General features: G+C 67.1%; 11 protein-coding genes. All 11 read left to right on the top strand.

Going from position 1 to position 12,110, the window contains the following annotated elements; all coding sequences use genetic code 11:
• Positions 1 to 96 precede the first annotated feature (96 nt).
• Positions 97 to 3,531, top strand: coding sequence for a pyruvate carboxylase (locus ACZ2G3_RS10370; RefSeq protein WP_470395801.1), 3,435 nt, complete (start codon positions 97 to 99; stop codon positions 3,529 to 3,531).
• A 326-nt stretch (positions 3,532 to 3,857) separates the two neighbouring features.
• Positions 3,858 to 4,175 carry an NADH-quinone oxidoreductase subunit A gene (gene ndhC, locus ACZ2G3_RS10365; protein ID WP_419268345.1) on the top strand — a complete coding sequence of 106 codons (318 nt, stop codon included), beginning with the start codon at positions 3,858 to 3,860 and terminating at the stop codon, positions 4,173 to 4,175.
• Positions 4,166 to 4,699 (top strand): NuoB/complex I 20 kDa subunit family protein, encoded by a 534-nt coding sequence (locus ACZ2G3_RS10360; protein ID WP_419267961.1) that lies wholly within the window; start codon positions 4,166 to 4,168, stop codon positions 4,697 to 4,699. The genes ndhC and ACZ2G3_RS10360 overlap by 10 nt, the downstream gene beginning before the upstream one ends.
• Before the next feature lie 2 nt (positions 4,700 to 4,701).
• Positions 4,702 to 5,319, top strand: a complete 618-nt coding sequence (locus tag ACZ2G3_RS10355; RefSeq protein WP_470395799.1) for an NADH-quinone oxidoreductase subunit C — start codon at positions 4,702 to 4,704, stop codon at positions 5,317 to 5,319.
• Between the two features lie 4 nt (positions 5,320 to 5,323).
• Positions 5,324 to 6,562, top strand: coding sequence for an NADH-quinone oxidoreductase subunit D (locus ACZ2G3_RS10350; RefSeq protein ID WP_419267963.1), 1,239 nt, complete (start codon positions 5,324 to 5,326; stop codon positions 6,560 to 6,562).
• Positions 6,562 to 7,467 carry an NADH-quinone oxidoreductase subunit NuoE gene (gene nuoE, locus ACZ2G3_RS10345; protein ID WP_419267964.1) on the top strand — a complete coding sequence of 302 codons (906 nt, stop codon included), beginning with the start codon at positions 6,562 to 6,564 and terminating at the stop codon, positions 7,465 to 7,467. The genes ACZ2G3_RS10350 and nuoE overlap by 1 nt, the downstream gene beginning before the upstream one ends.
• 40 nt (positions 7,468 to 7,507) lie before the next feature.
• On the top strand, positions 7,508 to 8,041 hold the full coding sequence (locus tag ACZ2G3_RS10340) for a hypothetical protein (RefSeq protein WP_470395798.1): 534 nt from the start codon (positions 7,508 to 7,510) through the stop codon (positions 8,039 to 8,041).
• A complete protein-coding gene (locus ACZ2G3_RS10335; RefSeq protein ID WP_470395797.1) occupies positions 8,041 to 8,250 on the top strand; it encodes a DUF5337 domain-containing protein in 210 nt (69 codons plus the stop codon). The genes ACZ2G3_RS10340 and ACZ2G3_RS10335 overlap by 1 nt, the downstream gene beginning before the upstream one ends.
• Before the next feature lie 24 nt (positions 8,251 to 8,274).
• The gene (gene nuoF / locus ACZ2G3_RS10330) at positions 8,275 to 9,570 is read left to right on the top strand and encodes an NADH-quinone oxidoreductase subunit NuoF (protein ID WP_419267967.1); all 1,296 of its coding nucleotides are present in this window, start codon (positions 8,275 to 8,277) and stop codon (positions 9,568 to 9,570) included.
• Between the two features lie 101 nt (positions 9,571 to 9,671).
• Complete coding sequence (locus ACZ2G3_RS10325; protein ID WP_470395795.1) at positions 9,672 to 10,067, top strand: DUF5333 domain-containing protein; 396 nt, start codon at positions 9,672 to 9,674, stop codon at positions 10,065 to 10,067.
• A 10-nt stretch (positions 10,068 to 10,077) separates the two neighbouring features.
• Positions 10,078 to 12,090 (top strand): NADH-quinone oxidoreductase subunit NuoG, encoded by a 2,013-nt coding sequence (gene nuoG, locus ACZ2G3_RS10320; RefSeq protein ID WP_470395794.1) that lies wholly within the window; start codon positions 10,078 to 10,080, stop codon positions 12,088 to 12,090.
• Positions 12,091 to 12,110: the final 20 nt, after the last annotated feature.

Raw genomic sequence — 12,110 nt, 5'->3', positions numbered from 1 at the left:
GTCGTTCCTGAGCAGATGTTGATGAAGAATGTAGCCAGTGCTTGCGCCGCGATGCAGCACCGCTAGGATGCCGCCCGCGAGGACCAAGGGGGACGCATGTTCAATAAGATTCTGGTGGCCAATCGGGGCGAGATTGCCATTCGCGTGATGCGCGCCGCCAACGAACTGGGCAAGAAGACGGTGGCCGTCTATGCCGAGGAAGACAAGCTGGGTCTGCACCGCTTCAAGGCGGACGAAGCCTATCGGATCGGCGAGGGCCTGGGACCGGTCGCGGCCTATCTGTCGATTCCCGAGATCATCCGCGTGGCCAAGGCCTGCGGCGCCGACGCGATCCATCCGGGCTATGGCCTCTTGTCCGAGAACCCCGATTTCGTCGATGCCTGCACGGCGGCCGGGATCACCTTCATCGGTCCCCGCGCCGACACGATGCGCGCCCTGGGCGACAAGGCCAGCGCCCGCCGCGTCGCCATCGAGGCCGGCGTGCCGGTCATCCCCGCGACCGAAGTGCTGGGCGAGGATTTCGAGGCCATCAAGGCGGAAGCGGCGGCGGTCGGCTATCCGCTGATGCTGAAGGCCAGCTGGGGCGGCGGCGGTCGCGGCATGCGCCCGATCAACAGCGAGGCCGAGCTGGTCGAGAAGGTCCGCGAGGGCCGCCGCGAGGCCGAGGCCGCCTTTGGCAACGGCGAGGGTTATCTGGAGAAGATGATCCTGCGCGCGCGGCATGTCGAGGTGCAGCTGCTGGGCGACACGCATGGCGGGCTGTATCATCTGTACGAACGCGACTGCACGGTCCAGCGCCGCAACCAGAAGGTCGTCGAGCGCGCCCCCGCGCCCTATCTGACCGAGGAACAGCGCGAGGAGGTCTGTGCGCTGGCGCTGAAGATCGGCCAGGCGGTCGGCTACCAGAACGCCGGCACGGTCGAGTTCCTGATGGATATGGACAGCCAGCAGTTCTACTTCATCGAGGTGAACCCGCGCGTCCAGGTCGAGCATACCGTGACCGAGGAGGTCACCGGCATCGACGTCGTACAGTCCCAGATCAAGATCGCCGAGGGCGCGACCCTAGCCGAGGCCACCGGCCATGCCCGGCAGGAGGACATCACGCTGTCCGGCCACGCCCTGCAGTGCCGCGTCACGACCGAGGACCCGCAGAACAACTTCATCCCCGACTATGGCCGCATCACCGCCTATCGCAGCGCGACCGGCATGGGCATCCGCCTGGACGGGGGCACCGCCTATGCGGGCGGCGTCATCACGCGCTATTACGATTCGCTGCTGGTCAAGGTCACGGCCTGGGCGCAGACCCCCGACCAGGCGATCAAGCGGATGGATCGCGCGCTGCGCGAGTTCCGCGTGCGCGGCGTTTCTACCAACATCGATTTCGTCATCAACCTGCTGAAGCACCCGACCTTCCTGAACGACACCTATACGACCAAGTTCATCGACACGACCGATGACCTGTTCACCTTCAAGAAGCGCCAGGACCGCGCGACCAAGATCCTCACCTACCTGGCCGATATCAGCGTGAACGGGCATCCGGAAACCGCCGGCCGGCCGCTGCCGCCGGCGCAGGCGCGTGCCCCGATCCCGCCGGCGCCCAAGGCCGAGCCCGCGCCCGGCACCCGCCAGATGCTGGAGACCCAGGGCGCGCAGGCCGTGGCCGACTGGATGGCGGCGCAAAAGCAGCTGCTGATCACCGACACGACGATGCGCGACGGGCACCAGTCGCTGCTGGCGACGCGGATGCGGTCGATCGACATGATCCGCGTGGCGCCCTCCTATGCCGCGAACCTGCCGCAGCTGTTCAGCGTGGAATGCTGGGGCGGGGCGACATTCGACGTGGCCTATCGCTTCCTGCAGGAATGCCCCTGGCAGCGGCTGCGCGACATCCGGGCGGCGATGCCGAACCTGATGACGCAGATGCTGCTGCGGGCCTCGAACGGGGTGGGCTACACCAACTATCCCGACAACGTGGTGCAGTTCTTTGTGCGCCAGGCGGCAGAAACCGGCGTGGACGTCTTCCGCGTCTTTGACAGCCTGAACTGGGTCGAGAACATGCGCGTCGCCATGGACGCGGTGATCGAGAGCGGCAAGGTCTGCGAGGGCACGGTCTGCTATACCGGCAACATGCTGGACCCCGAGCGGTCCAAGTACGACCTGAAGTATTACGTGGACACCGCGCAGCAGCTGAAGGCCGCCGGCGCCCATGTGCTGGGCCTGAAGGACATGGCCGGACTGCTGAAGCCCGCGGCCGCGCGCATCCTGATCAAGGCGCTGAAGGAGGAGGTCGGCCTGCCGGTCCATTTCCACACCCATGACACCAGCGGCATGGGCGGCGCCACGATCCTGGCCGCGGCCGAGGCCGGGGTCGATGCCGTCGACTGCGCCATGGACGCGCTGTCGGGCAACACCAGCCAGCCAACCATGGGGTCCGTGGTCGAGGCGCTGGCCCAGACCGACCGCGACACCGGGCTGGACATCAAGGCGATCCGGGCGATCAGCAACTATTGGGAGCGGGTGCGCGAAAGCTATGCCGCTTTCGAGAGCGGGCTGCAGTCGCCGGCCTCCGAGGTCTATCTGCACGAGATGCCGGGCGGGCAGTTCACCAACCTGAAATCGCAGGCGCGGTCGATGGGGCTGGAGGATCGCTGGCACGAGGTGGCGCAGGCCTATGCCGATGTGAACCGGATGTTCGGCGACATCGTGAAGGTCACGCCGTCCTCAAAGGTGGTGGGAGACATGGCGCTGATGATGGTGGCGCAGAACCTGACGCCCCAGCAGGTCATGGACCCCGCGGTCGAGGTCAGCTTTCCCGATTCGGTCGTCGACATGATGCACGGCAACTTGGGGCAGCCCCCGGGCGGGTGGCCCGAGGCGATCCAGAACAAGGTGCTGAAGGGCGAGGCCCCGATCACCGACCGTCCCGGCGCCCATCTGCCGCCGGCCGACCTGGAGGCGCTGCGCGCCAAGCTGTCGGCCGAACTGGGCGGCGTCGCGATCGATGACGAGGACCTGAACGGCTACCTGATGTATCCCAAGGTCTTCACCGAATATCGCGCGCGCCACGAGACCTATGGCCCGGTGCGCACGCTGCCGACGCGGACCTTCTTCTACGGCATGGAGCCGGGGCAGGAGATCAGCGTCGAGATCGACCCCGGCAAGACGCTGGAAGTGCGCCTGCTGACCCTGGGCGAGACGGACGAGCAGGGCGAGGTCAAGGTCTTCTTCGAGCTGAATGGCCAGCCCCGCCAGGTGCGGGTGCCGAACCGCAAGGCGGTCGGCGCGGCGGCGGCGCGTCCCAAGGCCGATGCCGCGAACCCGGGCCATGTCGGTGCGCCGATGCCGGGCGTCGTGGCCACGGTCGCGGTCGCGGCCGGGCAGGCGGTCAAGCAGGGCGACCTGCTGCTGACCATCGAGGCGATGAAGATGGAAACCGGCCTGCATGCCGACCGCGACGGTGCCATCAAGGCGCTGCACGTGAGCCCCGGACAGCAGATCGACGCCAAGGACCTGCTGGTCGAGATCGAGTGACAGGCGGCGGTCCGGTCCCTGCGGGGGCCGGGCCGCAGCGCCCGCAGGGCCCCGCATGACCGGGTCGCGGGACGGGCAGGGCGGCCCGCGGCATCTGGCCCCCCTGGTTCCCTGCAGGTCTGCAGGGGACATCCGGATGCTGCAGCAATGCAACAATTCGCCGCGTATTTGGCCACCCGCGACCGTTGACCCCGCGACGCGCGGGGTCTACATCACGCCTAGCCAACCTGTCGCGGGGTGAGCCATGATCCCCGCGACCGACAAGGGGATCAAAGCCCGTGGACAACCTTCTGCTGGATTATCTGCCCATCCTCGTCTTTCTGGGGATGGCATCGGCATTTGCGCTGATCTTGCTGTTTTCCGCCATTGTCGTCGCCGTGCGCAATCCGGACCCGGAAAAGGTCAGCGCCTATGAAAGCGGCTTCAACCCGTTCGACGATGCGCGGATGAAGTTCGACGTGCGCTTTTACCTGGTGTCGATCCTGTTCATCATCTTCGACCTGGAAGTGGCCTTCCTGTTCCCCTGGGCGGTCAGCTTTGCCGCGATGAGCGACGTGGCCTTCTGGTCGATGATGGTCTTCCTGGGCGTGCTGACCGTGGGCTTTGCCTACGAATGGAAGAAAGGAGCGCTGGAATGGGCGTGATGACCGGAGCGAACACCGCCGGTCCCGACCGCGAGGTCGCGACCGCCACGCTGAACCGCGAATTGCAGGACAAGGGCTTCCTGCTGACCACGACCGAGGACATCATCAACTGGGCCCGCAACGGCTCGCTGCACTGGATGACCTTCGGCCTCGCCTGCTGCGCGGTCGAGATGATGCACACCTCGATGCCGCGCTATGACCTGGAGCGCTTCGGGACCGCGCCGCGCGCCTCTCCGCGCCAGTCGGACCTGATGATCATCGCTGGCACGCTGACCAACAAGATGGCCCCGGCGCTGCGCAAGGTCTATGACCAGATGCCCGAGCCGCGCTATGTCATCAGCATGGGCAGCTGCGCCAATGGCGGCGGCTATTACCACTACAGCTATTCGGTGGTGCGCGGCTGCGACCGCGTGGTGCCGGTGGACATCTATGTTCCGGGCTGCCCGCCGACCGCCGAGGCGCTGCTGTACGGCATCCTGCAACTTCAGCGCCGCATCCGGCGCACCGGCACGCTGGTGAGGTAACGATGGCCGTCTATCCCGATCTCGACGCGCTGAGCCAGCTGGCCGAGCATGTCAAGCTGCGCCGCCCCAACGAGGTGGTCGATGCCACGGTTGTCCATGACGAGCTGACCGTGACCGCCACCGCGGCGGGCATCTTGGACCTGATCGAGTTCCTGCGCAGCGACAGTTCCTGCCGCTTCTCGACGCTGGTCGACATCACGGCGGTGGATTATCCGTCGCGGACGCAGCGCTTTGACGTGGTCTGGCACTTTCTGTCGATGTACCAGAACCACCGCATCCGGGTGAAGGTCGCGATCCGCGAGGACGAGATGCTGCCGACGCTGACGGGGATCCACCCCTCGGCCAACTGGTTCGAGCGCGAGATCTTCGACATGTTCGGGATCCTGTTCACCGGCCATCCCGACATGCGGCGCATCTTGACCGATTACGGCTTTTCCGGCCATCCGCTGCGCAAGGATTTCCCGACCACCGGCTATGTCGAGGTGCGTTACGACGATGCCGAGAAGCGGGTGATCTACGAGCCTGTGAGCCTGGTGCAGGAATACCGCCAGTTCGACTTCCTCTCGCCCTGGGAAGGCGTGCAATACGCGCTGCCGGGCGACGAAAAGACAAAGGGGTAAGGCCATGGACGGCGATATCCGCACCAACCAGTATGACGACGGCAGCCAGGACCAGCTGACCGGCGAACAGCGCATCCGCAACTTCAACATCAACTTTGGCCCGCAACACCCTGCCGCGCATGGTGTTTTGCGCATGGTGCTGGAGCTGGACGGCGAGATCGTGGAACGGGCCGACCCGCATATCGGGCTGCTGCATCGCGGCACCGAGAAGCTGATGGAAAGCCGCACCTATCTGCAGAACCTGCCCTATTTCGACCGGCTGGACTATGTCTCGCCGATGAACCAGGAACATGCCTGGTGCCTGGCGATCGAGCGCCTGACCGGCACGGTGATCCCGCGCCGCGCCAGCCTGATCCGGGTCCTGTATTCCGAGATCGGCCGCATCCTGAACCACCTGCTGGGCCTGACCACGGGGGCGCTGGACGTGGGCGCGCTGACGCCGCCGCTGTGGGGCTTCGAGGCGCGCGAGCAGCTGATGATCTTTTACGAGCGCGCCTCGGGCGCGCGCCTGCACGCGGCCTATTTCCGGCCCGGCGGCGTCCACCAGGACCTGCCGCCCGACCTGCTGAACGACATCGAGGCCTGGTGCGACCAGTTCCCCAAGGTGCTGGACGACCTGGACACGCTGCTGACCGAGAACCGCATCTTCAAGCAGCGGCTGGTCAGCATCGGCGTGGTCAGCGAGCAGGACGCGCTGGACTGGGGCTTTTCCGGCGTGATGGTGCGCGGTTCGGGCATGGCCTGGGACCTGCGCCGCAGCCAGCCCTACGAATGCTATGACGAGTTCGACTTCAAGATCCCGGTGGGCACGAACGGCGACTGCTATGACCGTTTCCTGGTCCGCATGCAGGAGATGCGCGAGTCGACCAGCATCATGCGCCAGGCAATCCACAAGCTACGCGCCGAGCCCGCGGGCGACGTGCTGGCGCGGGGCAAGCTGACCCCGCCCAAGCGCGGCGAGATGAAGCGTGACATGGAAAGCCTGATCCACCACTTCAAGCTGTATACCGAGGGCTTCCGCGTTCCGGCAGGAGAGGTCTATGCCGCGGTCGAGGCGCCCAAGGGCGAGTTCGGCGTCTATCTGGTCAGCGACGGCACCAACAAGCCCTATCGCGCCAAGCTGCGCGCGCCGGGCTTCCTGCATCTGCAATCCATGGACTGGATGTCCAAGGGCCATCTGCTGGCCGACGTCCCGGCCCTGATCGCCACCCAAGACATCGTGTTCGGAGAGGTTGACCGCTGATGCTGCGCCGCCTTCACCCCGTCCAGCCGGACAGTTTCGAATTCACCCCCGCCAACCTGGAATGGGCGCGGGCGCAGATGACCAAATACCCGGAAGGTCGCCAGCAGTCGGCGATCATCCCGGTCCTGTGGCGCGCGCAGGAGCAGGAGGGCTGGCTGTCGCGGCCGGCGATCGAATACTGCGCCGAGCTGCTGGGCATGGCCTATATCCGGGCGCTGGAAGTAGCGACATTCTACTTCATGTTCCAGCTGCAACCTGTTGGGCGGGTTGCAAATATCCAGATCTGCGGGACCACGACCTGCATGATCTGCGGCGCCGAGGCGCTGATCGAGGTCTGCAAGCGCAAGATCGCGCCGACGCCGCACACGCTGTCGGCGGATGGAAAGTTCAGCTGGGAAGAGGTCGAGTGCCTGGGCGCCTGCGCCAACGCGCCGATGGCCCAGATCGGCAAGGATTACTATGAGGACCTGACGCCCGAGACGCTGGAGGTGCTGATCGACCGCATGTCGGCCGGCGAGGTGCCCCAGCCCGGATCGCAGACCGGCCGCTTTGCCTCCGAGCCCGCCGTGGGGCTGACCAGCCTGGCGGATGCCCAGGGCCACAGCGCGATGAATGCCAGCGTGCAGTTGGCCACCGAGCTGGGCGAGACGCTGAAGCGGATCGACGGGACCGAGGTGCCGATCCTGACCAAATGGCGCGACCGCCCGCAGCCCGAGGCGGCGGCGGATGACCGGAGCGGGCGCGACACCGCCCCCGAGACCGAGCCGCGGCCGTCGGAGGGCGATCCGGTGGACAAGACCGGCGTCACCGAGCAGGAGGCGCAGGCCAGTTCCGCCGCGCGTCCCGTGTCGGCGCGCGAGCCTGCCGGGGTGCGGGGCGAAGAAGCGGATGTGAAGAAGGACTGATCGGGCAGCGGGCCGGTGGCCTGCGGGAACGGAGCAGTGAATGCCGGGCGCGATGCAAAGCTCTAGCGGAAAGACCGGCGTCGTGGTTGCGGCGCTTGTGATACTGGGGCTTGGCCTCTTTGGCGCGGTCGGCTGGCTGGCGGCGCTGTTCCTGGGCTTGGTGGCGGGCGTGCTGATGGGCACGCTGCTGCATTGGCTGGTTCACGAGGGGACACCGCCGATGGACGCGGATCACTGGTCTCCGGTTCCCGCGAATGCCGCGGTTCCCGCAGTTCCCGTGGCCAGCCGGTCCTTCAGGTCTCCTGTGATCCGGGCGATTATTGCCGAGGCTGATCGGCAGGACGCGGCCCCGGAGCCCCGGGACGATCTGCGCCGCATCAAGGGCATCGGGCCCAAGGTCGAGGCGGCGCTGCATGCGGCGGGGGTGACGCGGCTGTCCCAGATCGCGGCCTGGGACGAGGCGCGGATCGAGGAGGTGGCCGCCCGGATCGGTCGCGCGGCCTCGCGCATCCGCGGGGATGACTGGATCGGCCAGGCGCGGGACCTGGTTGCCATGGACAGGGAGGGTGCGTGATGGCGGACCCTTCGCAGGATGCCCGCCAGATGCGGCTGGTCGCGATCGTGATCGCGGTGACCATGCTGCTCTGGCTCGCCCTTCAGGCGATCGGGCTGGAATATGGGTGGGCGGCGCGGTGGGCCTTTCTGGCAGACCTGGCCGCCATCGGCGCTTTTGTCTGGTCGCTGATCGTGACCTGGCGTATCTGGCGGCGCAGGAATGCGTGACGCCCGGATGAGAGGACCTTACGGATGCTGAAAGATCAGGATCGCATTTTCACCAACCTCTACGGGATGGGCGATCGCAGCCTGGCCGGCGTGAAGAAGCGCGGCCACTGGGACGGGACCGCCGAGATCATCGGGCGCGGGCGCGACAAGATCATCGAGCAGATGAAGGCCTCGGGGCTGCGCGGCCGGGGCGGCGCAGGCTTTCCCACGGGCCTGAAATGGTCCTTCATGCCCAAGGAATCGGACGGGCGGCCCAGCTATCTGGTGATCAACGCCGACGAATCCGAACCGGCGACCTGCAAGGACCGCGAGATCATGCGCCATGATCCGCACACGCTGATCGAGGGCGCGCTGATCGCCAGCTTCGCGATGAACGCCCATGCCTGCTACATCTACCTGCGCGGCGAATACATCCGCGAAAAAGAGGCGCTGCAGGCGGCGATCGACGAATGCTATGACGCGGGCCTGGTGGGGCGCAATGCGGCCGGATCGGGCTGGGATTTCGACCTGTACCTGCATCATGGCGCCGGCGCCTATATCTGCGGCGAGGAAACCGCGCTGCTGGAAAGCCTGGAAGGCAAGAAGGGCATGCCGCGCATGAAGCCGCCCTTCCCGGCGGGTGCGGGCCTCTATGGCTGCCCGACGACGGTGAACAATGTCGAATCCATCGCGGTGGTGCCGACCATCCTGCGGCGCGGGCCGGAATGGTTCGCGGGTTTTGGCCGCCCGAACAACGCGGGCGTCAAGCTGTTCGGCCTGACCGGCCACCTGAACACGCCCTGCGTGGTCGAGGAGGCCATGTCGATCCCGATGAAGGATCTGATCGAGAAGCATGGCGGCGGCGTGCGCGGCGGCTGGAAGAACCTCAAGGCGGTGATCCCCGGCGGCGCCTCCTGTCCGATCCTGACGGCCGAGCAATGCGAAGGCGCGATCATGGATTATGACGGCATGCGCGAGCTGCGGTCGTCCTTTGGCACCGCCTGCATGATCGTGATGGACCAGGACACCGACGTCATCAAGGCGGTCTGGCGGCTGTCCAAGTTCTTCAAGCACGAGAGCTGCGGCCAGTGCACGCCCTGCCGCGAGGGCACCGGCTGGATGATGCGGGTGATGGAGCGGCTGGTGTCCGGCGAGGCCGAGGTCGAGGAGATCGACATGCTGCTGGACGTCACCAAGCAGGTCGAGGGTCACACGATCTGCGCCCTGGGCGACGCGGCGGCCTGGCCGATCCAGGGCCTGATCCGCAACTTCCGCGGAGAGATCGAGGACCGGCTGAAGGCCAAGAAGACGGGACGCATGGGGGCGCTGGCGGCGGAATGACCGGAACGGCGGGACATCACGCGCGGCGCACGCGCTCGTGTCGGGCGAAGGGCCGGGCCGGTGGTTATGTGGGGACACGTGACCATCGAAAGGACCTTGCCATGTTTCGCCCCCTGATCGCCGCCGCCCTGCTGGCCGCCACCCCCGCCGCCGCGCTGGAGCCGCTGTCGCAGAACGCCTATGTGAACGACCGGCTGGTGCAGGCCCGCGTGGCCGACCTGGTGCGGCGCGGCTGCCCCACGATCGATGCCCGGCTGATCCGGGCCTTTTCCGAGGCGCGGGCGCTGAAGCGTCATGCGCTGAAGCAGGGCTACAGCGAGAGCCAGATCGACGCCTTTCTCGACAGCCGGGCGGACCGGCGTCGCATTTATGAACAAGCCGACCGATACATGGTGGAACGGGGCGTGGTGAATGGCCAGCCCGACACGTTCTGCCGCCTCGGCCGGGACGAAATCGCACGGCAGACGGTCGCGGGATCGCTGCTGAGTGCCAGGTAAGGATGGAATCATGGCCGAATTGCGGACAATCAAGATCGACGGCAGGGAAATCGAGGTCGATCCCAACCTGACGCTCATCCAGGCCTGCGAGCAGGCCGGGGTCGAGATCCCGCGATTCTGCTATCACGAACGGCTGTCGATCGCCGGCAACTGCCGCATGTGCCTGGTCGAGGTGGTGGGCGGCCCGCCCAAGCCCGCCGCCTCCTGTGCGATGCAGGTCAAGGATCTGCGTCCGGGGCCCGAGGGCGCGCCGTCCGAGATCCGCACCAACAGCCCGATGGTCAAGAAGGCCCGCGAGGGCGTGATGGAATTCCTGCTGATCAACCATCCGCTGGACTGCCCGATCTGCGACCAGGGCGGCGAATGCGACCTGCAGGACCAGGCGATGGCCTATGGCGTCGATTTCAGCCGCTATCGCGAGCCGAAGCGTGCCGCCGAGGAGCTGAACCTGGGGCCGCTGGTCGAAACCCACATGACCCGCTGCATCAGCTGCACCCGCTGCGTGCGCTTTACCAGCGAGGTCGCGGGCATCAGCCAGATGGGCCAGACCGGCCGCGGCGAGGACAGCGAGATCACCAGCTATCTGAACCAGACGCTGGCCTCGAACCTGCAGGGCAACATCATCGACCTGTGCCCGGTGGGGGCGCTGGTCAGCAAGCCCTATGCCTTCACCGCCCGGCCCTGGGAGCTGTCGAAGACCGAGAGCATCGACGTGATGGACGCCCTGGGCAGCGCGATCCGCGTGGACACCAAGGGGCGCGAGGTCATGCGCATCCTGCCGCGCAACCATGACGGCGTGAACGAGGAATGGATCAGCGACAAGACGCGCTTTGTCTGGGACGGGCTGCGCCGCCAGCGGCTGGACCGGCCCTATCTGCGCGAGAACGGCAAGCTGCGCCCGGCCACCTGGCCCGAGGCGCTGTCTGCCGTCGCCCGCGCGATGACGGGCGCCCAGGTCGCGGGCCTGGTGGGCGATCTTGCCTCGGTCGAGGCAGCCTTCAGCCTGAAGACGCTGGTCGAGGGGCTGGGCGGTCATGTGGAGTGCCGCACCGACGGGACGCGCCTGCCGGCAGGCAACCGGTCGGGCTATGTCGGCAATGCGGTGATCGCGGATGTCGACACCGCCGGGACGATCGTGCTGATCGGCACCAATCCGCGCGACGAGGCGCCGGTCCTGAACGCCCGCATCCGCCGGGCCTGGACACGCGGCGCGCAAGTGACGCTGGTCGGCGAGGCGGTCGACCTGACCTATGATTATGCTCATGCCGGCACCGACCGTGCGGCGCTGGCGCAACTGTTGCGCGACGCCCAGCCCAGCGAAGGGCCGGGCCTGGTGATCCTGGGGCAGGGCGCCTTGCGCGAGGCCGATGGCGAGGCCGTGCTGGCCCATGCCCAGGCCCTGGCCGAGGCGACCGGTGCGCGGCTTCTGGTGCTGCACACGGCCGCGTCCCGCGTGGGCGCCATGGACGTGGGCGCGGTGACGGAGGGCGGGCTGCCGGCTGCGATCGAGGGGGCGCAGGTGATCTTCAACCTGGGCGCCGACGAGGTCGAGATTTCGCCCGGCGCCACGGTGATCTATCAGGGCAGCCACGGCGACCGCGGCGCCCATCGCGCCGACATCATCCTGCCCGCCGCCTGCTATACCGAGGAGATGGGCCTGTTCGTGAACACCGAGGGCCGTCCGCAGCTGGCCATGCGCGCGAACTTTGCGCCGGGCGAGGCCAAGGAGAACTGGGCGATCCTGCGCGCGCTGTCGGCGGAACTGGGGCAGACGCTGCCCTGGGACAGCCTGACGCAGCTGCGCCGCAAGCTGGTCGAGGCCGTGCCGCATCTGGCGCGCGTCGACCAGATCGTCGAAAGCGACTGGCAGCCCCTGCCGATGCGGGACTTGGGGAGTGCCAGCTTCGTCAACCCGATCCGCGACTTTTACCTGACCAACCCCATCGCGCGCTGTTCGCCGCTGATGGGCGAACTGTCCCGGATGGCAGCGGCGCGCCAGGCGCCGGCACTTGCAGCGGAGTAGGGAAACATGGCGGCCTTGTC

This window comes from Paracoccus sp. KKT209 (assembly GCF_055635455.1).
The sequence above is the reverse complement of the archived record's forward strand: the minus strand, read 5'-3'. Positions and strand labels throughout refer to the sequence as shown.

Excerpts from the sequence above, each read along its gene's own strand:
- ACZ2G3_RS10370 (WP_470395801.1), top strand. The coding sequence starts at position 97 with ATGTTCAATAAGATTCTGGTGGCCAATCGGGGCGAGATTGCCATTCGC.
- ndhC (WP_419268345.1), top strand. The coding sequence starts at position 3,858 with ATGGCATCGGCATTTGCGCTGATCTTGCTGTTTTCCGCCATTGTCGTC.
- ACZ2G3_RS10360 (WP_419267961.1), top strand. The coding sequence starts at position 4,166 with ATGGGCGTGATGACCGGAGCGAACACCGCCGGTCCCGACCGCGAGGTC.
- ACZ2G3_RS10355 (WP_470395799.1), top strand. The coding sequence starts at position 4,702 with ATGGCCGTCTATCCCGATCTCGACGCGCTGAGCCAGCTGGCCGAGCAT.
- ACZ2G3_RS10350 (WP_419267963.1), top strand. The coding sequence starts at position 5,324 with ATGGACGGCGATATCCGCACCAACCAGTATGACGACGGCAGCCAGGAC.
- nuoE (WP_419267964.1), top strand. The coding sequence starts at position 6,562 with ATGCTGCGCCGCCTTCACCCCGTCCAGCCGGACAGTTTCGAATTCACC.
- ACZ2G3_RS10340 (WP_470395798.1), top strand. The coding sequence starts at position 7,508 with ATGCCGGGCGCGATGCAAAGCTCTAGCGGAAAGACCGGCGTCGTGGTT.
- ACZ2G3_RS10335 (WP_470395797.1), top strand. The coding sequence starts at position 8,041 with ATGGCGGACCCTTCGCAGGATGCCCGCCAGATGCGGCTGGTCGCGATC.
- nuoF (WP_419267967.1), top strand. The coding sequence starts at position 8,275 with ATGCTGAAAGATCAGGATCGCATTTTCACCAACCTCTACGGGATGGGC.
- ACZ2G3_RS10325 (WP_470395795.1), top strand. The coding sequence starts at position 9,672 with ATGTTTCGCCCCCTGATCGCCGCCGCCCTGCTGGCCGCCACCCCCGCC.
- nuoG (WP_470395794.1), top strand. The coding sequence starts at position 10,078 with ATGGCCGAATTGCGGACAATCAAGATCGACGGCAGGGAAATCGAGGTC.